The organism is Varibaculum timonense, from assembly GCF_027694345.1.
Lineage (GTDB): Bacteria > Actinomycetota > Actinomycetes > Actinomycetales > Actinomycetaceae > Varibaculum > Varibaculum timonense_A.
On sequence record NZ_JAQEVU010000006.1, the window covers coordinates 134,248 to 154,811 of the forward strand.

Annotated in this window: 18 protein-coding genes and 4 tRNA genes; 8 read left to right on the forward strand and 14 right to left on the reverse strand. The window is 50.6% G+C overall.

Annotated elements, in window-relative coordinates:
* Positions 1–672: 672 nt before the first annotated feature.
* Genes PG728_RS06520 through PG728_RS06530 form a run of 3 tightly spaced genes read right to left on the reverse strand, consistent with a single transcriptional unit; the run spans position 673 to position 3,420 of the window.
* Positions 673–1,527, reverse strand: coding sequence for an amino acid ABC transporter ATP-binding protein (locus PG728_RS06520; protein WP_296761766.1), 855 nt, complete (start codon positions 1,525–1,527; stop codon positions 673–675).
* On the reverse strand, positions 1,524–2,486 hold the full coding sequence (locus PG728_RS06525) for an amino acid ABC transporter permease (RefSeq protein WP_072510337.1): 963 nt from the start codon (positions 2,484–2,486) through the stop codon (positions 1,524–1,526). The genes PG728_RS06520 and PG728_RS06525 overlap by 4 nt, the downstream gene beginning before the upstream one ends.
* A 16-nt stretch (positions 2,487–2,502) precedes the next feature.
* Positions 2,503–3,420, reverse strand: coding sequence for an ABC transporter substrate-binding protein (locus PG728_RS06530; protein WP_072510336.1), 918 nt, complete (start codon positions 3,418–3,420; stop codon positions 2,503–2,505).
* 167 nt (positions 3,421–3,587) lie between these two features.
* Between PG728_RS06530 and PG728_RS06535 the strand changes: the two genes are divergently transcribed.
* The 5 genes from PG728_RS06535 to rpmG all read left to right on the forward strand — a co-directional run bounded on the left by PG728_RS06535 (position 3,588) and on the right by rpmG (position 6,566).
* Entirely contained in the window at positions 3,588–5,849 is a 2,262-nt protein-coding gene (locus PG728_RS06535; RefSeq protein WP_270626520.1) for a hypothetical protein, read from the forward strand.
* A 133-nt stretch (positions 5,850–5,982) separates the two neighbouring features.
* Positions 5,983–6,064: transfer RNA gene (locus PG728_RS06540), tRNA-Tyr, on the forward strand.
* A gap of 87 nt (positions 6,065–6,151) precedes the next feature.
* Positions 6,152–6,224 (forward strand) — tRNA-Thr (locus PG728_RS06545).
* A 29-nt stretch (positions 6,225–6,253) separates the two neighbouring features.
* Positions 6,254–6,327: transfer RNA gene (locus PG728_RS06550), tRNA-Met, on the forward strand.
* A gap of 68 nt (positions 6,328–6,395) precedes the next feature.
* A complete protein-coding gene (gene rpmG / locus PG728_RS06555; RefSeq protein ID WP_072510334.1) occupies positions 6,396–6,566 on the forward strand; it encodes a 50S ribosomal protein L33 in 171 nt (56 codons plus the stop codon).
* A 296-nt stretch (positions 6,567–6,862) separates the two neighbouring features.
* Here the strand turns inward: rpmG and PG728_RS06560 are convergent, their stop codons facing one another.
* From PG728_RS06560 to PG728_RS06570, 3 genes are all read right to left on the reverse strand, one after another.
* On the reverse strand, positions 6,863–7,723 hold the full coding sequence (locus tag PG728_RS06560; protein ID WP_270626522.1) for a sugar phosphate isomerase/epimerase family protein: 861 nt from the start codon (positions 7,721–7,723) through the stop codon (positions 6,863–6,865).
* 161 nt (positions 7,724–7,884) lie between these two features.
* Complete coding sequence (iolG, locus tag PG728_RS06565; protein ID WP_270626523.1) at positions 7,885–8,877, reverse strand: inositol 2-dehydrogenase; 993 nt, start codon at positions 8,875–8,877, stop codon at positions 7,885–7,887.
* A 193-nt stretch (positions 8,878–9,070) separates the two neighbouring features.
* Entirely contained in the window at positions 9,071–9,382 is a 312-nt protein-coding gene (locus tag PG728_RS06570) for a cell division protein CrgA (protein ID WP_270626525.1), read from the reverse strand.
* Positions 9,383–9,492: 110 nt separating this feature from the next.
* Here PG728_RS06570 and PG728_RS06575 point away from each other — a divergent pair, with 110 nt between their 5' ends.
* Together PG728_RS06575 and PG728_RS06580 are read left to right on the forward strand one after the other, a co-directional pair.
* Positions 9,493–10,242: a class E sortase gene (locus PG728_RS06575; protein ID WP_072510330.1), complete on the forward strand. Its 750-nt coding sequence runs from the start codon at positions 9,493–9,495 to the stop codon at positions 10,240–10,242.
* Positions 10,230–10,421, forward strand: a complete 192-nt coding sequence (locus PG728_RS06580; RefSeq protein ID WP_270626527.1) for a hypothetical protein — start codon at positions 10,230–10,232, stop codon at positions 10,419–10,421. The genes PG728_RS06575 and PG728_RS06580 overlap by 13 nt, the downstream gene beginning before the upstream one ends.
* Before the next feature lie 60 nt (positions 10,422–10,481).
* Here PG728_RS06580 and pknB read toward each other — a convergent pair whose 3' ends face one another.
* The 7 genes from pknB to PG728_RS06615 all read right to left on the reverse strand — a co-directional run bounded on the left by pknB (position 10,482) and on the right by PG728_RS06615 (position 19,424).
* On the reverse strand, positions 10,482–12,281 hold the full coding sequence (gene pknB / locus PG728_RS06585; RefSeq protein ID WP_072510328.1) for a Stk1 family PASTA domain-containing Ser/Thr kinase: 1,800 nt from the start codon (positions 12,279–12,281) through the stop codon (positions 10,482–10,484).
* A complete protein-coding gene (locus PG728_RS06590; protein WP_270626529.1) occupies positions 12,257–14,077 on the reverse strand; it encodes a serine/threonine-protein kinase in 1,821 nt (606 codons plus the stop codon). The genes pknB and PG728_RS06590 overlap by 25 nt, the downstream gene beginning before the upstream one ends.
* A complete protein-coding gene (locus PG728_RS06595) occupies positions 14,070–15,542 on the reverse strand; it encodes a penicillin-binding transpeptidase domain-containing protein (RefSeq protein ID WP_270626530.1) in 1,473 nt (490 codons plus the stop codon). The genes PG728_RS06590 and PG728_RS06595 overlap by 8 nt, the downstream gene beginning before the upstream one ends.
* Positions 15,526–16,947, reverse strand: coding sequence for an FtsW/RodA/SpoVE family cell cycle protein (locus tag PG728_RS06600; protein ID WP_270626532.1), 1,422 nt, complete (start codon positions 16,945–16,947; stop codon positions 15,526–15,528). Before PG728_RS06600 ends, PG728_RS06595 begins: the two co-directional genes overlap by 17 nt.
* A 63-nt stretch (positions 16,948–17,010) precedes the next feature.
* The gene (locus tag PG728_RS06605; RefSeq protein ID WP_270626533.1) at positions 17,011–18,225 is read right to left on the reverse strand and encodes a PP2C family protein-serine/threonine phosphatase; all 1,215 of its coding nucleotides are present in this window, start codon (positions 18,223–18,225) and stop codon (positions 17,011–17,013) included.
* The gene (locus tag PG728_RS06610) at positions 18,222–18,716 is read right to left on the reverse strand and encodes an FHA domain-containing protein FhaB/FipA (RefSeq protein ID WP_270626535.1); all 495 of its coding nucleotides are present in this window, start codon (positions 18,714–18,716) and stop codon (positions 18,222–18,224) included. Before PG728_RS06610 ends, PG728_RS06605 begins: the two co-directional genes overlap by 4 nt.
* A gap of 9 nt (positions 18,717–18,725) precedes the next feature.
* Positions 18,726–19,424 (reverse strand): FhaA domain-containing protein, encoded by a 699-nt coding sequence (locus tag PG728_RS06615; protein WP_072510322.1) that lies wholly within the window; start codon positions 19,422–19,424, stop codon positions 18,726–18,728.
* 273 nt (positions 19,425–19,697) lie between these two features.
* Here PG728_RS06615 and PG728_RS06620 point away from each other — a divergent pair.
* A tRNA-Leu gene (locus tag PG728_RS06620) sits at positions 19,698–19,786 on the forward strand.
* A gap of 104 nt (positions 19,787–19,890) precedes the next feature.
* Here PG728_RS06620 and PG728_RS06625 read toward each other — a convergent pair.
* Positions 19,891–20,385, reverse strand: a complete 495-nt coding sequence (locus PG728_RS06625; protein WP_270626537.1) for a PaaI family thioesterase — start codon at positions 20,383–20,385, stop codon at positions 19,891–19,893.
* Between the last annotated feature and the right edge of the window lie 179 nt (positions 20,386–20,564).

Consider the following 20,564-nt stretch of genomic DNA (forward strand, 5'->3'; position numbering starts at 1 on the left):
TGGGAAACCTAGTTCCTGCCCCTGCTCGGATAAAATCCCCCTGCATTCCTCGCCTTTGTTCATGTCTTTGTGTTGCCGCGCGTTGGAAGTTGCGGGTTAGAGGAAGTAAAAGTACCTGTATGTTCGGTTCCTTACAGATGTAAAGAATGGAATTTGTTGTGGTGGATTAAAAAGGTATGTTTCTGATGTTGGGGTGGCGGTTAAGACCGTGGCTTTGCCGGCCGCGCCCCTATTTCGCCCGCCTAGCCTGCTCGGATAAAACCTAATCCCGTGCCTCTTTCTTCCCCATTGATGTCTATGTTTGGTATTTCTACTGGTGAGTGACCTTGATTTTCCTGTTGCTTTTACGTGCGGAGGGGAGATTTTATCCGAGTGGGTGCGGTGGGCATAAGAATTCGGAAAACGCCGCTACGTTTTCCGAATTTCTTGGGCAGGAGGAAAAATCTACCCTCTGCGCCTACATAGATGAAGCTGCCTCTGGAATCTTCATCTTTGTCTGCGCTTGGCATAGTTGCGCGTTCAAGGGCCGGTCTGCAATCACCTAATTTCGCCAATTCCACCAGTCAAATCGCGCCAATTCCATCAGTATGGAATATAGATACTGGTAGTAAAGATTTGTGAGTCTAGCATTTCTAAGCTAAAAATCGCGCTAGCTAGGGGGCGTTCTCGACTCTACAGCACTTTGGAGAAGAAGTCTTGGGTTCGGGGGTTCTGGGGATGGTTGATTACCTGTTCAGGGGTGCCCTGTTCCAAGATTTTACCTTCGTCCATGAACACCACGTGGTCGGCGACTTCCCGGGCAAAACCAATCTCGTGGGTAACCACAATCATGGTCATGCCTCCGCGTGCTAAATCCTGCATGACCGACAAGACTTCCCCCACTAGCTCGGGGTCGAGGGCGGAAGTGGGTTCGTCAAACAGCATCAGCTCTGGCTCCATGGCGAGGGCGCGGGCAATCGCTACTCGCTGCTGCTGCCCACCCGAAAGCTGCGCCGGGTAATGGTCGGCACGGTCAGAGAGCCCTACTCGTTCCAGCAGTTCCAAGGCTTGCGATTTTGCTTTTTGTTTCGATAGCCCTTTAACCTGCATCGGGGCTTCCATCACGTTCTCAAGTGCGGTCTTGTGGGGGAAAAGGTTGAAACGCTGAAAAACCATCCCTACTTTTGCGCGTTGTCTAGCAATTTCTTTGTCGGGTAGCTTACGTAGTAGTTTCCCCTGAGAAGTAATTGATCCCCGTTTACGATCTAAAAGAGCGCGTATGGGGTTGGAGGACGGGTTTTCTTCAACCATTCCCAATAGTTCACCATTTAGGTAGATACGTCCTCCAGATACCTGCTCTAATTCGTTAATGCAGCGTAGTAAGGTAGATTTTCCTGACCCGGAAGGTCCTAGCAGAACGCAGACTTCTCCTCGTTTAACCTCTAAATCTACGCCCTTAAGCACATGTAAATCGTCGAAAAACTTATGGGCTGCCTGAACCTTAACCATTAGGTCGCGGGATTCATCTGTTTTGTTCATATTGCTCATGGTGTGTACTCGATAAATGGGTCGTCTTTTGTAGTTCCGGCGGCATTAACCGCGCGTTGTTTAGCCGAGCCAAACAGTTTCTTGCCGGCTTTATCTCCGGTACGGTTATCAAAGCCGCGCCCGTAGTAGCGTTCAATATAGCTTTGCCCCACCATCAAGATGGAAGTAATAGTTAAATACCAGATAGCTGCCACAATCAGCAGTGGTATAGGCAGGAAATTTCGATTTCCAATCGTCGAGGCAGCGTAGGTGAGCTCTAAGGTGAAGGGTACTGCGAGTACGAGTGAAGTGGTTTTCAGCATGGAAATAGTTTCGTTGCCGGTTGGGGGTACGATTACTCGCATTGCTTGCGGCAAAATAATTCGGCGCATGATTTGTCCTCTCCGCATCCCCAAAGCGCTGGCAGCTTCCGCCTGTCCGGGGTCAATCGAGTTCAGACCGGAACGAACAATCTCAGACAGGTATGCGCCCTCGTTAAGTCCTAAGCCCAATACCGCTGCTACCCCCGCATTTAGGATGGTGGCGGTGTCGAACTGGAAAAACTCTGGTCCAAAGGGGATGCCGAGGGAGAGTTTGTTGTAGAGAGTGGGGATTAGTCCCCAAAAGATTAGCTGAGTGTAAATCGGCGTTCCCCGGAAAAACCAAATATAGAACCAGGCAACCGCTTTCATAATCGGGTTGGTGGATTTACGCATAATCGCCATGGTTACGGCGAGGGTTACCCCGATTAGCATGGCTAGTACCGTTAGTAGCAGGGTATATAGGACACCGCGAACAACTGATGGGTGGAAAAGGTATTTAGCCACCATGTCCCAGCGATAGTTTTCATTAGAGATAAGACCGTGGATAATCATAGCGGCCACTATCGCTACGATGATGGCGGAGAGCGCCCGCCCCAGTGAGAATACTGGGCGCGGGCAGCTGAGCTCCACTTGGTCTTTGTATTTTTGACCGTTCACGTTTACAACCTTAACGCTAGTCCACGGCGGGGTTTAGTTCGGCTTTATCTTTGAGAGCGTCTTGAGCTCCATATAGAGTGAAGATTTTTTTGAGCGTGCCATCGTCCATGAGTTTTTGGATTGCTGCCTGGACGGCTTTGGCTAACTGCTCGTTATTCTTGGCGACTACTACCCCGTGTAGGGCGGTGTCGAAAGGCTCTCCAACTTGTTCGATTTGTCCGCCGGTCATTTTAGCTGCGTAGCCAACTACGGGGGAGTCGGCCAAGGTGGCGTCATATTGTTTGCCTACTACCTTCTGGGTGACCTCGGTCTGTAGTTTGTGAGGTTTAATGGTGATGGCTTTTTTGCCCTCGTCGGTACACTTTTTAGAGAGGGCTTCAATGGCTTCATGCTGAGCACTCCCAGTTTGTACCCCGATGGTTTTGCCGCAGGGGTCTTTGGGGTCGAATTTTTGGGGATTACCTTTGGACACGCCGTATGAGAAGCCAACTTCCGCGTAGGAAATCATGTTTGCCTGGGCTTCGCGTTCTTTCGAGACGGTGAAAGCAGAAACGCCGATATCGAATTTGCTTCCGATTTGAGGTAGGAGGGAATCAAACTCGGCGTGGGTGGTGGTCCCCTCTTTCAGCCCCATCACTTTCGCTATTGCTTTAACCATATCCACGTCGTATCCGGTCGGGGTTTGACCGTCTTCTTTTTTGAATTCGGCGGGTGCGTAATCGGTGGAGGCTCCATTCTTGAGGACGCCGGCATCTTTAATGTTTTGGGGTACTAATTTTTGGATTTCCGGGTCTGCTTTGATGCTGGAAACGTCGAAGCCTTTTTCGCCGGGGTCTGTGTTTTGCCCGGCGGTATCGTCGCTCCCGGAGGTACAGGCTGCTAAACCAAAGGAGGCGAGTGAAATGGCGGCGAGAGCTGCTAGTTTACGTTTCATGATATCTCCAATCTCTAACGTCTTTAGAAAGTATGCAATACTCTGAATAATTATGCAAACATTTTCGGGTTATCTGTGGTGGGTATCTCTTTGAGGGCGAGTATTGAGATTTTTAGGGAGAGGGCGGCAGGTGCGCCCCGGCAGGAAAAGCCCGCTATGCTAGGGACGTGAATGAACACTGCTCCCGCAGGTCGTGGCGGGTCGTCTTCCTGGTAATTCTGTCCTTAGCGATGACATTACTGTCCCCGCTGGGTGCACAGGCAAGTGAAAATCCGCGCGTCCTCGTCCTCATAACCTCCGGTCTTTCCTGGTCAGACGTGAACCCGCAAGAAAAAGTGGGGAAGCAGTTCCTGGATGCGCTAGGCTCTGCCCGTGTCGCTAACTTGATTCGCCATAATGCAGCTAAAACCACCTGTCCTCTCGATGGATACCTCACTTTGTCTACCGGGATGCGTTTAACTGCTACCGAAGGGCGAACCAGCGGGCATTGCCCTGATATCCCTGAGCTGAGTGCTGGCACATTTTCGAGTACGCAAATAAAAGAATGGGCGAAAGATGCCCGGCAGCAAAATGACCGTGCCGCTCCTGGAACTCTAGGAGAAAAGTTAGCTGAAAATGGTAAACAGGTTTATGCGATTGGCCGAGGAGCTGCAATTGCTGCCATGGATACTTCTGGAAAAGTTGCTAACTATAGCCCAAGAGCTGATTTTTCTAACTTTGCTTCGCAAATTAAAACTGTCATGGAAAAATCGGAAGTGACCATTGTTGATGTGGGGCAGGTTTCTTCTAGTAGAGACATTAAAGTTTCTCCTACCTCCTTAAATGCCACTCCTGCTGATGGTCTGCCAGGGGCGGATAGGGTGGAAAAAGCCCAAAGTAGTCAGGTGCTAGCGGCTTTGACCGCTGCTTTACGGGCAGCAAAAGAATCAGATTTAGTTTTCGGGCTAGATGTTGCCGATCATTCTGCTCACCCCCACCTGGGAATGGCGTTCGTACGCAATCCAAAGGACAAACCTGGGATTATTCGCTCGTCCTCTACCCGACAACTGGGATTAACGTCCACTGTGGACTTTACTCAACAGATTTTGGTTGCCAATGGGGTTAATGATGCGGATTACTTAATAGGGGGAAATTTCAGTATCGGGCGCGATTATGGGATGAGTGGCAATCTTGACTGGCTTCGTAATCAGTCGTTGCGCGCTGACCAGGCAACTATCCTGCAAGCTCGTTTCATCGTCCTAATCGGGGTAGCTTTGCTGCTTTCCATAGCTTTGCTAATAGTATTGCAGCGCAGATTGTCCCGCTCTATTCCCCGGAAAAGGCAGCTTGTGGGGGTGTGCCTGTGGCTAAGTGCCAGTCTGCTCGGGCCTGCTAGCGCATTAGCGGCCAATATCCCGGCAAAACTATTAGGGGCGACCGGCGGTAACTTTAGTTCCAATGCGTTGAAAATGTCGGTTCCGCTGCTTAGTTTGCAGTTTTTCTGGATAGTAATCATGATTGCTCTTATCCTCGCTGCTCTTTGTCTAGCGCTAGGAAGTCTGATTTCCAAGAAAATCCAGTTCCTGCGCTACTCGGCACCGGTGATAGTAGCTGCCTGTTTTATCATCGTTTGGATTTTGGTGAGCCTCTTAACTGGATCGCCAGACCAGATTTCTACTATGTTTTCCTCGCCGGCAACTTCAGCTACCCGTTTCTATGGGCTTAATAACAACAAATACTCCTTCTTGTTCTCAGCCGTTCTGGCTCTAGAGTGTTTAATCCTCTCTCCCTTAGTAAAGCGCTTTCCTGCGCGCATTAAACGGTATTTTGTTATGGGATTCTCGTTGCTGGCGCTGGCGGTAATAATAGATGGTTTCCCCTGGTTGGGAGCCGATGTAGGTGGTCCGTTAGCCTTGATAGTGGGAGTTGGGGTCACGCTAAACCTGGTTCTAGGTAAACGGGTGACAATCTTGAAAATACTTTCCCTAATGGGAGTAGCCCTATTGTCCTCAACTCTATTCGTCCTAGTTGATAATCTAGCTAATCCGAGGGCGCGCACCCACTTTGGACGTTTTATTTCCGAGGTCGCAAACGGGGGAGGGGCAATAGTGGTTAGGCGTAAAGCTGAAGCAATGATTAACACTTTCGGTGGGCCGGTAGTGTTTACCATCTTGATGACGCTGGCAATAGGGGTAATTGCGTTAGGGGTTATGGCGCATAAACGCGGAAAATCTCGGGGGAAATCTTCGGTTTTTTCCCGGATCGCTTCCAGCTTTACCCCGCTGCGTACTATTCCCGGTGCGTGTCGTTTTGGGCAGGGAGTGTTACTAACTGCGACACTTGCCGCCCTTACCAATGATTCTGGAGCGTTAATCCTGGTGTGCGCGGGATTATTTACGATTCCAGCACTGAATGCACTGCTGCTACTAAATAGGGGCAATAAAAAATAGGGGGAAATAGGGGCTTTAATGCCAGGAAAACCATAAAATTTTAGCGAATTTCGGTGAAGTGGGTAACTTTCCTGGTTCGGGTTTTGTATGCCTAAGGTGGTTTGATAGTCTTTTGTGGTGCCTGAGTGCACAGGGCGGGTTACCCAAGCGGCCAAAGGGATCTGACTGTAAATCAGCCGGCGTAGCCTTCGGGGGTTCGAATCCCTCACCCGCCACGTTGCCAGGTTTTACAACCTGGTGGCAAAGTGACAAAATATGTGGGAGCGACTCCGGTCGCGCCAGAGTGCAGATTGTTCACTATTGCCCCGATAGCTCAGTCGGTAGAGCATCTCCATGGTAAGGAGAAGGTCCAGGGTTCAAGTCCCTGTCGGGGCTCTAGGGTTTGATTTACCAAGCCCTCAAGCGGCGGGGTAGCTCAGTTGGTGAGAGCGCACGACTCATAATCGTGAGGTCGCGGGTTCGAACCCCGCCCTCGCTACTTTTCAATTTCGATTGAAACGGAAACTGCCGCTAAAGGGGCGGCTCGAGATATAGAGGTAAGTAACAATGGCCAGCAAGTCGTCCGACGTACGTCCTAAGATCACTCTGGCGTGCAGTGAATGTAAAGAGCGTAACTACATCACCAAGAAGAACCGCCGGAATAATCCGGATCGTCTGGAACTGATGAAGTATTGCCCGCGTTGCCGTAAGTCTACTGCCCATAAAGAGACTCGTTAGTATTCCAGATACTATATTTACGTTCAGCTTCCTATAGCAGTGAAAGCCAGATTTGCTAGCTTTTTACTTAATGCTAGTAACTGGGCTGCAATAGCAGTTAATCGCTGAACCTAGATTTTTGCTAAAAGATAACAAGGTATCTGTTTATAACTACAGTCAGCAGTGAGCTGATAATAGATATTTACCTTATTGTCGCTGGCAAAAAAGTTTAACTAAACAATAAACTTTGGGGGGCGCAACTGCCGTTGCGCCCCCCAAAACTATGAAAACGGGATTAACTTCGCCCCAATCAGGCGTTAAGCCAGTTTCTGTAATGCTTTTAAGGATTTTTCAGCATTAGCTTTCGGACCTCCACCGGCGGGAGGCTCCTCATCAATCATGATGTCCTGTTCAAGCACATAGTACCCATCGAAACCAGCTTTATTGAGTTCGCAAACAATGACGCCAAAATCAATGTCGCCCTCGCCGATAGGAGCAAACATACCGGCTTTAACCCCCTGCGACCAGGTAATCTCACCGGGAAGCAGCTTGTCGGTCATTTCCTTGTGAACGTCCTTAGCGTGGACAATCACCGTGCGAGAGGGGTATTCCTTAACGATTGCCACGGGATCACAGCCACCACAAACCATATGCCCGGTATCCAGACAGAGCGCTACCTTTGATTCATCTAGCATCTTGCGAATCTCGCAATCGTTTTGAATCATAGTGCCCCAGTGTGGATGAACGCAGGCTTTAACCCCAGCCTCGGCGCAAACATCGCTAATCCGATCCAAGTTTCCGAATAAAGTCTTCCAACCGGCCTCGTCAAGAACAGGCCGATCATCGTAACCGTCACGACCGGAATCAGCCGCCAAAATCAGATATTCCCCTCCGGCAATCTTAAAGGCTTCCAGCTCCTTCTTTACCGCCGGAATGGGGTCAATCTCGGGGTCATGCATAATCGCCAGGAAGAAAGCACCTACCGGCTTCAGACCGTATTTGCCAACCTCTTTTGCCCTTGCCTCCGCCTCAATCGGTAGCCAGCCCTGCGGACCAAACTCGGTAGCAGTTAGCCCAATTTCTTTCATCTCGGTTAAAACCCGTTCCGGGCTCATCTGGTATCCCCAACCTGGAACTTCACATACGCCCCAAGAAATAGGAGCTCCCGCAATCTTCATATTTCCTCCATTGTTTATGTATTAAGGTAACGCCCCTATTGCGCACCTAGTAGCTTGTTGTTGCTATGTTCGCTTACTGCACGTCCTATTTATGCGTGCTCATCAAATACAGTTTTTCCTGCCGAAAACCTCAAAGAGGTATCTACCCTCAGCTAGGCGAGTTAAATCCCCACCTTTACGGGGCGCTGCTCACGTGCAGATTTCTCTGCCGCTTCTGCCAGTAGTAGCGCTTGGGCTCCGTCCTCGATAGAGGGAGTGGGCTTGCCGCCCTCTTTAACTATCGAGATGAAATGATTTAGCTCTGCCGCATAGGCGTCAGCGTACCGAGTAAGGAAGAAGTCCAAATAAGGCTCGCGGGAGAGAGAATAGCTATCTTTCGATAGAGAAACCGTGGTGGGACGCTGGTTATCAGCGTTTAGTTGTCCATCATGGCCGGTTACCTCTAGACGCTGATCGTATCCGGTCGCGCAATGACGGTTATTGATAATAGTGGCTACTGCCCCAGATTTAGCGGTGAGGACGATAACCGCAGCGTCATAATCGTTACAGGCGGCAATCTCACTATCTAGATTTTGCGGAATGGTAGTCACGGTGTCGATATCTCCAAGCAGGAAACGAGCCATATCAAAATCGTGAATGGTCATATCCTTGAAGATGCCGCCTGAGACTTTGATGTAGTCAGTAGGGGGAGCAGCCGGGTCACGGGAAATAATGGTGACCTGCTCGACCTTCCCAACTTCCCCCTTATCCATTAGCTCTTTTACCCGAGCAAATGAGGGGTCAAAACGCCGGTTAAACCCGAGCATAACCGTCGGATCTAGTCCTTTCAGCGCCTCACGTAGCTCTACTACTTTCGCAGTTTCCATGGCAACCGGTTTTTCACAAAGAGCAGCCTTACCAGATTTAGCTGCCGCAATGATGTGAGGAACGTGCATAGGGGTGGGAGAACCAATAATGACTGCATCTATATCAGGGTTATCCCAGATTTCATTTTCATCGCTAACTCCCCGCCCACCGTATTGAGCAGCTAGGGATTCGGCGGCATCTTTGCGCACATCGAAAACTACTTCTAGGGAAGCGTCCAGACTGGCTGAAAGGGTTTTAGCGTGAACGTGACCAATTCGTCCCGCTCCCAGTAATCCAAATTTCAACATAAAACAACTCTGTTCTGTGAGGGGGAGTGACAATCTCCCATTTCTTTGTCCTTACATTATTAAGAATAGAGTAACGGTCAAAGAATGTAAACACTAAACCCGAAAAAACGTTAAGCATTCTCAGAGCATAGCCGCTGTAAAAAGGACACTCGTCCTTTAAAATGAGGAAAATACTGGGAAAACGCTCGCGAGGTTACTTCCAGCGAAGCAACATCAAGAAACCAGCAAAAGCTACCCCCAGCCCCAAAGCTAGATTCCAGTTACCGGCGTTAGGGATTGGGTAGGCAGAAGAAGAAATGTAATAGACAACCACCAGTAGCAGTCCAACCAGCATTAACGCGACCGACAACGGAGCCCACCAACGCGGAGACGGTTTCATGTCAGCAGCCCAAGACTTATTTAACTCCTCTGGCTGTTGGGAGCGGTGGGGCTTAGCGTCCTTACGTTTACGTGACTCCGGCACGAGGTGACCTCCATAAAATGCGATAGTACTAGCTAGGTTCATTCTAGTGTGAAAGTCTCTGTAGACCTAGTTAAGTCTGTTTTCAGGTAAATTAAGTCTATGATGAAGACACGTCCCCGTCCCCACGCTAGATAAACAACTTTCGGAAGAACATGAGCAATAAAACCAAGAATGCGCGGACACAGACCGCAAGGCGACATCGCTTTGACCCCATCGGAGCTTTTGGGGAACTGCTAATAATAGTGGGATTACTGGCTGGACTATTCGCGTTTTGGGACGTGTTCGTAACAGACTGGCAGGTGGCAAGCTACAATAATCAGGCATTAACCACCTTCCAAAAACAAACTAAAACCTGCCCTAATCGCATCTCTAAAGATGAACGTACCAGCGCCCCTCCCAGTATTGGGATTAAGCAAGAGGGCGAAACCCTGGGGGCATTGCACGTTCCCAAATGGAACTATATGGTTGTGCCGGTAAAGGAAAGCACCACCCAATTGATTCTAAATACCGGAGCTGCCGGGCATTACGAAAGCACCGCTCTGCCAGGGCAGATAGGTAATTTCTCGGTAGCGGCACATCGGCGCTCGTTCGGCTCAAACTTCCGGCGTATTGATGTACTAAAGGCCGGTGACAGTGTAATCATGGAAACTGCCGGTGAATGGCTGGTATACAAGGTCACTAACCACAAAATTGTCCTCCCGACCCAATCAGATGTGATTCTCCCGGTTCCAGAACAGCCCGGAAAACAACCCACCGAACGCCTGATGACTATGACCACCTGTAATCCCGAATATGGGAACTGGGAACGCTACATTGTTCACTTAAAGTTTGACCACTGGGTTCCTCGTTCCAGTGGGGTTCCCAAAGAACTAGCAGGAGGAGGCAACGCATGTGCGGGTTAATCTGGGATTTACTTCCCGGTCCTAAATGGCTCAAATTTCTGCAGGTAATCCTGATAATCGCTCTAATCGTGATGGCTTGTTTTTGGTGGCTGTTCCCCTGGATTTCCCAAACCCTGGATTTAACCGGTACTACCGTAGACAGTAGTCCCCTGGGGTATGCCCCTACCAATTCCCTGTAACCGGTATATTCGCCCTATCTAAAACGAGTAAATAAAGATAGGGCTAGCTATTACCGGCTATCACTGCTTGGGCTCGGGAGACTCCGGGCTTTCACTATCTGGCGGCTCGGGTGAGGCGCCAGTAGAGGGCGAGTGTGCAGGGGTCTTAGCCACTTTCACAGTGACCGAAGTACCAACTTTTACCCGACCGTTAGGCTCAATTGAAATGATTTGACCGTTAGGGGTTTTATTGGTTTCCTCGGTAACTGTGTTAGTTTGCAATCCCAAAGTAGCCAGGTATTTTAGCCCCTCATCTTGGGACTTTCCTACTACCTTTGCGGAATCAATCGAAACATAGCCAGAAGATAATACCAAGATAATTTCCTCATCGGCGCTGGCGGAACTGCCAGCCTCCGGGGTGGTGCGAATTACGCGATTAGCTTCCACCTTGGAGTCGTCCTCGTACTTGACGGAGCCTACTCGCAGTCCCGCATCTTCTAAAGTTTTTCTAGCTGCATCTTGAGTTTGACCCGAAACATCGGGAACTGTAATTTCGGCAGCTCCAGATGAAAGCTGAATGGTGACTGTAGAGCCCTTATCTAGCTTAGAACCTGGCTTAGGGTCGGTGGCTGCCACCTTTCCTTTCTCTACCGTGTCAGAGCTGATAGTGGTTCCCTGCTCCATGTTTAGCCCCAAACCATCTAAGGTGCGTTGGGCTTCAATCGCGCTCATACCGATAATGCTCTTTGGAATGGTGACCTGCTCTGGTTCTTGGTTCTTGTTGGAAGCAATCAACCACCAAACCGCGCCGACCAGTACAGCTGTCAGCAAAAGGCCGATAATAACCGCCCAGACAGTCTTTTTCCGCTTCTTTTTGGAAGCGGTTTCCGCTTCCTTTTCCTCAGGGCTATCCTCCATAACCTGCGACCATTGCCGGGGAGCATAGGAAGTTTGTGGCGGTACAAACCCCTCAGTTGGGGTAGTAACCGGCAGCGGGGGCAGAGCGGGAGCCGAAATTGCTGCCCCGGCAGCTGCTCTAACCATATCCGAACGCATAGCCGCCGCATCTTGATAACGTTCTTCAGGACGTTTAGCAAGAGATTTCATCACCATGCGGTCCAGTTCGGGACTAATATCTGCGGCAATAGATGAGGGCAAGGGTGGCATCTCGGCAACGTGCTGGTAAGCTACCGAAACCGCAGAATCGCCCTTAAAAGGCGCTCTCCCGGTAAGTAGCTCAAATAACATACAACCACAAGAGTACAGGTCGGAGCGGGTATCTACGGTTTCACCGCGCGCCTGCTCGGGGGACAGGTACTGCGCGGTACCCACCACCGCATCGGTACTGGTCATGGTTTGTCCGGAATCCTCCAAGGCGCGGGCAATCCCAAAATCCATGACCTTGATTTTTCCGCTGTTGGTAAGCATCACGTTGCCAGGTTTAATGTCTCGGTGTACGAGGCCGCGTTTATGGGAATACTCGAGGGCGTTTAGTACCCCCGACATAATCTCAACTGCCTCGTTAATGGGAACCGGCTGTCCATCGGTAAGGAGCTGGTGTACGGTATGTCCCTCTACCAGCTCCATTACGATATAGGGGACGTGAACTTCAGTACCCTCAGGAGTAGTTACCGTCTGCTCGCCGGTATCGTAAACCTGAACGATGTTCTCGTGATTTAAGGAAGCAGATGCCAGGGCTTCGCGGCGAAAGCGTGCTAAAAACACCGAGTCTTTCGCTAAATCAACCCGCAGCATCTTGATGGCGACAATGCGCGACAGCAAAGTGTCATAGGCCTGGTGTACCTCGGCCATTCCGCCCCGACCTATAAGGGAACGGATTTCGTAGCGTCCTGAACCTATACGGTATGGAGATTGAGCCATGTCTCTTCCTTTTGTTCCGAAACTGTCATTTGGGTAGCTTGTTGGTTAGCTCCAGTCGGGGTAGTGCCCGCCGTAGATAGCAGGCAGGCTCCCAGGCTAAGAGCGGTTAGCAATAACCAGAAAACCAGGGTTAAAGCGATTAGTTGTCGAGATTGTAGTCTGGTTAGTCGTCCGTGTTGAGCTCGTGAAATATCTTGATTCCACCATTGTTTACTGAAAATCTGAACCTGGTCATAAGGACGACGTAGTTTTGCGACTTGAGCTGCCAGGGGATCTGTTTCCCGCAGACCTACTTGGGACTCTATCCGTTTACTCCAAGAGATTAAAGGAGCTGCTAGCGAGGCGTGCGGTGGTTCTTTTTCGGGTGGGGCAGGAGCAGCATAACGAGGACGAGTAGCGGGCTTACCCCAGCCAAGAACTTGCGGGATGGCACGTAAACGTTTCATTTGGGAATGAGGACGAGATGCCGAAACCGGAGGAATCAGCGCCGCAAATTCGCGAGGCCGTTCACGCAGCCTTACTCGTTGCTGCCAAGTGTTTTCTGGAAGTGGTACCGAAGGCGGAAGGAGTTGCGGAGCTGGTACTGTGCCTCCAGAAAGATAGAGCATTTCGGAGCCGTCCTCTTCCCTAGGAACGGCTTTAGCCGGAGGTTGGTTGTTAAGAGAATCAGGCGCAGCTACGGAACTGGATTCCTCAACATCCGGAGCGGGCGTAAGCGCTGCCGGCTCAATATCTGATTCGATGCTAAGTTCCTCGGCGCTAAGATAGGTCGCTGGCGGGCAGGACTCTGTTTCTGGCGAGCTGAGGGGGCTGACCTGTGGTTCTTCTTCGGTGGCGACCTCGATGCTTGGCGGGTTTAAGAGCGCGGTGTGTACTGCCTCTATTCGGTTCATTAAGGCGCAAGCACTTTCGGGACGGCGCTGCGGTTCTTTCTCCAGCAACTCCATAACCAGTTCTCGCAGCTCATTTGGTACTGATTGCGGTAGGGGGGGAACAGGTTTATTAACGTGCGCAAACGCGATATCCACCGGTTTTTCCCCGGTAAAAGGTCTTTTACCTGCTAAAGCCTCGTAGGCAATAATTCCGAGGGCATAAAGGTCGCCGGCGGGAGTTGCAGGCTGTCCCATAGCCTGTTCCGGTGGAAGATACTGAGCAGTGCCCATCACCATTCCAACCTGGGTTAAATTAACCTGTCCTGCCGCCTTTGAAATCCCAAAATCGGTAAGTTTTACCACCCCAGAGGGGGTGACCATAATGTTCCCAGGCTTGATGTCTCGGTGAACAATTCCGGCAGCATGAACCGCCGCTAGTGCATCAGCGGTTTGATAAAGCACCGAGAGTAGAAAATCAGTGTCTAAATTACTTTGGCGATCTAGGATTTCGGTTAGCGAAACTCCATCGACCAGCTCCATACTAATCCAGCCCAGCCCGGCGTCCTCACCAGAAGCCTGTACCGCCGCCAGGTTCGGGTGATGTACCCGTGAAGCATTGTAGGCTTCAATCCGCAGCCGAGACAGGAAAAGTTTTTTACCTGCCAGCTCGGGACGCAAAATTTTCAAGGCCAAACGTTCACTGGTTTTTTCATCAAGAGCTTGCCAAACTTCCCCCATGCCCCCAATCGCTAGCCGAGAAAGCAGCAGGTAACGCCCGGAAATCTTCATCCCCACTTTCAAAGCGGCAACCGCTTTTTGAGCGGAAGAATCCTGACCGGTAGAAGTAGCAACCGGGTCAATAGGGGTTGCCATTTCCTGTTCACTGGCTCTAGGTGGCGCATACAATACGTGAGTATCAGTCATTACTAATCGCCGCCTGAATCATGCTTTTAGCCACCGGTCCTGCCACCGGTCCGCCATGAGGAGACGGATTAGCGCTATCACCTTCGACTACCACCGCGAATGCCAGGGGATAGTCAGGGGTGTTAGCCCAGCCCACATACCAAGCATGGGTCATATTGCCGCTGGTCTGCGCAGTGCCGGTCTTTGCGCCCATCTCTATAGCCGAAACGTTACCCGGCTTTCCGGTTCCCTCCCTGACGGTTTGTATCATCATTTGGCGTAACTGTTGCGCCACCTCCTTGGAAAGAGGTTTGCCGAGAGTGCCACCGGAACGGTACTGCCTAGTTGTTTTTCCATCTGATCCGAGTTCCTCGGAAACTAGATAGGGGCGAACCTGGGTTCCCTCGTTAGCTACTGCGCCGGCTACGCTAGCCATCATTAGGGGAGAAGTACGAACTTCAAACTGTCCGATGCCGGTCATCATCGTGGACGCAACCCCGGGATCAGAGGAGGGGAAATAGGATTTTTGCACCGGTAACGGAACCGTCAAAGCGGTTTTAGGGTTAAAGCCGAACGCTTCGGTTTTATCTTTGAGTACCTGATATCCCAGTTCTTGAGCAATCTTAGCGAAAGGGGTGTTGCAAGATAATGCAAAGGCATAAGAGAAACTAGGATGACCGTTTCCGCAGCTAGTAGACTCAATATTTGATATGCGGGCAGTTGATCCCGGAAGCTTCACCGATACTGGAGCATCTACCTCGCCCTCGGGAGAGCGAATTCCCTGTTCTAAAGCGGCGGCGGCAGTAATAATTTTGAAGGAAGAACCGGGGGGATATTCTCCGCGTAAGGCGCGATCTAACATCGGCTTTGTCGGTTCTGCTTGTAGCTTTTTTAAGTTATCTTGAGACTGCCTCTCAGAGCCACTAGCTAGAGGAGCCGGGTCGAAACGAGGATTAGTAACTGCTGCTAGAATCGCTCCTGTCTGGTAGTTTATGGCGACTGCTGCACCTTTACGATTTCCCAGAGTGGCGGCTGCCGCCTGTTGAATCTGGGGATTTAAAGTGAGGCGAACTCCGCCGCCTTTTTGGTTTTCTCCCGCCGCATATTTCAAGACCTGCGATAGTGCCTGGCTGGATGCTTCTCCCATTAGTACGGAATTTTGCAGTTTTTCAATGCCGGTAGCGTTGCCTCCGGGGGATAAATAGCCAATCAGATTGGAGTACAGTGATGCCTGCTCGCTATAGGAACGCTGGTAGCGTTGGCGGTAGCCCTGAGAATCCGAGGTTGGTTTAGAAGAAGCTACCACCGTATCGGCTATCATAATCGGGCCGCGTTCTATATATTTTGAACGGTAAAAAGCTCTAGAATTTCGCCCGTCTGCGTTAAGAGAATCTGCGCCCAAAAACTGGATGTAGGTACAAGCCAGCATTAACGATAAGAACATAATGAAAACGACCAGGAAAAGTCTTTTAATCTGTAGATTCAAGACTTTCACCTCCCGCTCGTTTATGTTGCTGACGTGCAATAACGGCTTCGAGTTCGGCAGTGTCGATAACTCCGCTTTCCCGAGAAGCCGGTCGGCGCGCTTCATTAGAGATTCGTAGCAGTAACGCCAAAATTACCCAGTTGGCTACCAGAGAAGAACCCCCGGCCGCTACGAAGGGCAGAGTTAGCCCAGTAGAAGGAATTACTCGAGTAATCCCGCCGACCACCACAAATACTTGGAATCCAATGGTGAAAGCAAATCCGGTTGCCAGAAGTTTTCCAAACCCATCTTTAACTGTAAGTGCGGTGCGCATCCCTCGCTCCACAAACACTAAATACAGGGCAAGGATAGCGAGCGTCCCGGTTAATCCCAGTTCCTCACCGAGGGAGGCAAACACAAAGTCGGAGTTGGCGAAAGGGGTAAGAGAAGGAGACCCCTGTGCCCAACCGGTACCGATGATTCCCCCATCTGCCATGCCAAACAGCCCCGAAACTAGCTGTCCGGAGCCTCCAATAGTGCGGGAGTAGATTTCAGGTTCGAGGGCGTGCAGCCAGACATCGATTCGTGCCTGGACGTGCGAGAAAAGGCGAGATGCAATGAAAACTGCCGGGGTAAACAAGATTGCCCCGATTAGAAGCCAGGAAGTTTGATTAGTAGCCACATAAAGCATTGCTACAAATAGCCCGAAGATAAGTAAGGAAGTACCTAGGTCGCGTTCAAAAACCAAAATCATAATCGAGGCTGCCCAGACTACTACTAAGGGGCCTAAATCGCGCAGACGTGGCAGACGCATTCCCAGTAGGGATTTACCTCCCTGGATAAGAGCATCGCGGCGGGAAGTTAAATATCCCGCGAAAAAAATCGCTAAACAAATTTTGGCTATTTCGGAAGGTTGAATAGAAAATCCGATGTTTATCCAGATGCGAGCCCCATTAATAGTGCGCCCAATAATCGGGGCTAGGGGAAGTAGCAGTAATACGATGGCTAGCAACATCGAAAGGTAGGTGTAGTTGCGTAATTTGCGGTAGTCGCGAACCACAGCCAGCGTAATAATCATCAACACTACGCCTAGCAGTGTGAATAGTGCCTGCTTGAAACCAATATAGAAGATGGAATCTGGACCGTATGCTAAATCGAGGCGGTAAATCATCACCAAACCGATACCATTTAGCGCTAAAACCGCAGGGAGGAGCAGAGGGTCGGCATAGGGAGCTAGGAAACGAACTGCGAAGTGGGTTGCCAGCGCAAATGCCGCTAAAACACTCATATGCAGGATAAAGGAGGTGGGGAGAGCGCCGGTGCGATTAACGTTTATCGATAAGTACCCTAAAAAACACAATGCTAAAGCCATGATGATTAGCAGCATCTCGGCCAGGCGACCGGTGGGATGTTTAATTCTTGACAACGGCTTTCCCTCCTTTCCTATGCATATATTTCTTGTTGGAAACAGTAATTGGTCGCAGCTAACTTAAATGGAGATAGCTGGGGTTTTCGCTTGTCCAGCAGTCGTTGAGGTTTCAACGAGCGGTGCGGAAGTGGCAGGTAGGCTCACTTGCGAAACCGTGACTGCTGATTCAGGTAGTGACGTACTGGAACGTTGCGACAAGCCATACCATAGCGCACAGGCAAACAGAGCAATCAGGAAGATTATCCCCACAATCACTCCGATGGCTCTGCCCCAACGGAATTTAGGAGCCGAATTCTTATCGGTTAATGATTCTGTCGGCACCGCTGCTTGCGCTTGCTCCAAAACAGAATCCGCAGTTTCGTCCTCGGCGCTAGTTTTAGAGGACGAAATGCTGCTTCCGGAGGACGAAGCGGGGGAATCTAAATCAGTGGTAAGGGCATCGGGATTGCTGGATTCCGCGACCGGCATCGATTCATCGTGTTGGCAACGCACCTGTTGAAGCCGGTCAGTGGCGGCTGCCCCCACAACTTCTGGCTCATCTTGGTCGGGATTCTCGACAATTTCGGCGACTACGCAGGTAACGTTGTCAGGACCGCCTGCTTTCAAGGCGAGTTCCACTAATGATTCACAGGCTTGTTTCGGGCTCTCGCTGCGGTAGAGAACCTTACCGATGGTTTGACCGGAGACGAATCCGCATAAACCATCTGAGCATAGTAACCAGCGGTCGCCAACAGTGAACTCGGGATGAGATTCATCCAGGGTAACGTCCTCTTGAGAATCTCCCAATACTCTCAGCAGAACTGAGCGTTGCGGATGGTTTTCAGCCTGGTCAGGGGTGAGCTGACCGGTATCAACCAGATATTGAACAAAAGAATGATCGTTAGTCATTTGTCGCAGTTCCCCGCCGCGCAGCCGGTAGGCACGTGAATCCCCGATATGGGTCATGGTCAGGTCGTTTTCACTGCGGCGAATCGCTATACAGGTGGTTCCCAGTCCCGCGAGAGCTGGGTCTTGCGTAGAGCGTTCGCATAGCTCCTGATGAGCTTCGTTGATTGCATCCCGCAAGCTGTCGAGTGCCTGTTCGGGATTATCGGCTGGGCAGTCTAGACCACGTAAATGGTCTATAGCGATTGAGGAGGCTATGTCGCCACCGGCCGGACCACCCATTCCGTCTGCTAATACCAGCAGATTCGGGCCGGCATAGCCAGAATCCTGATTAGACTGGCGGATTTTGCCGATATTGGACAGGGCGGCATATTTGAATCCGAGGCTCATCTAGTTAACTCCATTGTTGTTTGTCCAATCCGCACCGTCATGCCGGGCTTAAATGGCTGGGCAACGGTGAGGCGTTTACTGTCGATATACGTTCCGTTGGTTGAATTGAGATCTTCAATAAACCATTGCCCGTCGTTGTGGTAAATGCGGGCGTGTCTGTTGGAAGCATAAGAATCTTGCAGGGGAACGGTGCAATCCGCAGAGCGCCCTAGCAAGATGGGTTGTCCATCCAATTTGAGACGATTTCCCGCTAAAGTTCCGCCGGTGAAAGCTAAGTAACGTGCTTTAGTGATACCTGTCTTTTTCCGGCTCTTCGATTCTTTGGCGTCCTTAGCGCGGGAGGGACGTACGCGAGAGGATGGGGTTTTCGTCCTAGCAGAAGCGGCCAGGGTAATATCGCGGCGCAGCACTAATACCATTCCGATTACCAGCAGCCACAATAGGGCTACGAAACCGAATCGCAAAATAGTGTATAAAAGTCCTACTGCCACAGTTACCACCTAGTATTCATCTACACTTGATGTCCAAAATAGCAGGTGGGTGCGACCGATAGTTATTTCGTTACCGTCTAGGAGAGTGGCTGCACTGATACGGTGACCTTCTACATAGGAGCCGTTAGTTGAACCCAAATCAGTGGCGATTACCCCCTGGGGAGTGATTCGCAGTTCCAGGTGACGGCGGGATACTCCCGGGTCATGTACCACAATGTCAGCTTCGGATCCTCTGCCAATCACCGTTACTGGTTCGGTTAGCAGCCACTGTTGCCCCTCGATGTCAATAATTGGGTGGGAGGGGCTAGCGCTGGCAGTTGTGACCGGCGCGGCCGGGCCGCGCCGGATAGCATTATCGATTTGTAGTTCCCCTAACGGTTGGTCACCGGTAGAAAAAGCCACTTCTACCGGTCCGACAAACACGTAGCTCTGTTCGGTGGCATACATGGTTGCGTCTTGAGCTAACTCTTCCGCTAACACTTGGGAGTTAGCATCCGTTACTGATTGGAAGTCTTTTTGATTAAGTAGAACTTGATACTCGTTCGGTACTACTACCCGACCATCGTTCAAGGTGGCGCGAGAGTTGTCCATACTTTCACGGATTGCCGTCTTTATGTCTACGGCTTTAATCGAGCTGGCGAACATCTTCGAAAAGGGGGCGTTCACCCCCTGAGATACGGCTTTCTCGAAGCGGTCAACCACTCCCATATTTTCGTCCTCTCCTGTAAATAACAGTTCTATAGGTGGTGTTGCCGGGTGGTTTCACTGACAGAAAGAGTCGGTAAAATCATTTGTCGGTAGACACACCTAACTTCAAGGTTAATAGAAAAATGGTGAATAAGTATTATCGCAGGGCAAATAGATGAAAATGCGCAACTTTTCTTGTGAAACGTAACGCCTTTTGTCTGTGGGCTTGCTCCGGTCTTTAGTTTCGGGGTAGATTTCTATTCGTGGTTCAGCGTCCGGTGACGTTAAACCTAAGCGCAAGTGGCGGAATTGGTAGACGCGCACGGTTCAGGTCCGTGTGCCCTTTACCGGGCATGGGGGTTCAAGTCCCCCCTTGCGCACCAGGTCTTAAGCTTTGACCAGGGTGAATAGGGTGGTATCTAGGCTAAGAACCCTCCCTTTGGTTCTAAGGTTTCTCCCCGCAATCAGTCTTCTGCGCTAACTCGTCCTAATCATCCACAAAGGCACAGGTGTGGGTGCCGGAAGCGGTAAGTTTGCCGTCCTCGGAAAAAATCTTTAAAAAATAAGTTGCTAGGGTGCGCCCGCTTTGAGCTAAGGTCGCAACGCAAAACACCCTACCCGCAAGCGCCGGACGGTGGTGAGTAACAAAAATATTGGAACCAACCGCGTGCTTTCCGGCAGGTGCTACATAGTTCGCGGCTAAAGAGCCGGTAGTTTCCCCGAGTACCGCGTTCGCTCCGCCATGCAGTACCCCCAAAGTCTGACGGTTTCCCTCTACCGGCATCGAACAAATCATTACCTGCCCACCCAGGTGGTGAAAGCTTATCCCCATTGATTCGATAAGTTGAGCTTTAGCAGAGGGACATCTAGCTGAAACATCAGGTAGGGAAAGAAAGAACTGAGAAGTTTGGGTGGGGTTATTGAAATCCGGTAGCACAATCGGGGTGTCTACTTCATCGCGGTAAACCAATTTTTTATGCATAATCCTCATTCTATTGTTTGTGCTGAGACAAGATTAACTATTACCCCTGGTCTGTTGCCTGTGCTTTTGCGGTGATTTTATCTCCGCGCCTTGCGGGAATACACTGGTATCCTGACCGTACATACGCAGATTGATAGTTTTCAAAGCGGCATCTGCCGGGCAATAACCTAAAGTCAGGT

Coding starts and splice junctions, on each gene's coding strand:
- PG728_RS06520 (WP_296761766.1), bottom strand. CDS start 1,527: ATGAGCAATATGAACAAAACAGATGAATCCCGCGACCTAATGGTTAAG.
- PG728_RS06530 (WP_072510336.1), bottom strand. CDS start 3,420: ATGAAACGTAAACTAGCAGCTCTCGCCGCCATTTCACTCGCCTCCTTT.
- rpmG (WP_072510334.1), top strand. CDS start 6,396: ATGGCCAGCAAGTCGTCCGACGTACGTCCTAAGATCACTCTGGCGTGC.
- PG728_RS06560 (WP_270626522.1), bottom strand. CDS start 7,723: ATGAAGATTGCGGGAGCTCCTATTTCTTGGGGCGTATGTGAAGTTCCA.
- iolG (WP_270626523.1), bottom strand. CDS start 8,877: ATGTTGAAATTTGGATTACTGGGAGCGGGACGAATTGGTCACGTTCAC.
- PG728_RS06570 (WP_270626525.1), bottom strand. CDS start 9,382: ATGAACCTAGCTAGTACTATCGCATTTTATGGAGGTCACCTCGTGCCG.
- PG728_RS06575 (WP_072510330.1), top strand. CDS start 9,493: ATGAGCAATAAAACCAAGAATGCGCGGACACAGACCGCAAGGCGACAT.
- PG728_RS06580 (WP_270626527.1), top strand. CDS start 10,230: ATGTGCGGGTTAATCTGGGATTTACTTCCCGGTCCTAAATGGCTCAAA.
- pknB (WP_072510328.1), bottom strand. CDS start 12,281: ATGGCTCAATCTCCATACCGTATAGGTTCAGGACGCTACGAAATCCGT.
- PG728_RS06590 (WP_270626529.1), bottom strand. CDS start 14,077: ATGACTGATACTCACGTATTGTATGCGCCACCTAGAGCCAGTGAACAG.
- PG728_RS06605 (WP_270626533.1), bottom strand. CDS start 18,225: ATGAGCCTCGGATTCAAATATGCCGCCCTGTCCAATATCGGCAAAATC.
- PG728_RS06615 (WP_072510322.1), bottom strand. CDS start 19,424: ATGGGAGTGGTTGACCGCTTCGAGAAAGCCGTATCTCAGGGGGTGAAC.
- PG728_RS06625 (WP_270626537.1), bottom strand. CDS start 20,385: ATGCATAAAAAATTGGTTTACCGCGATGAAGTAGACACCCCGATTGTG.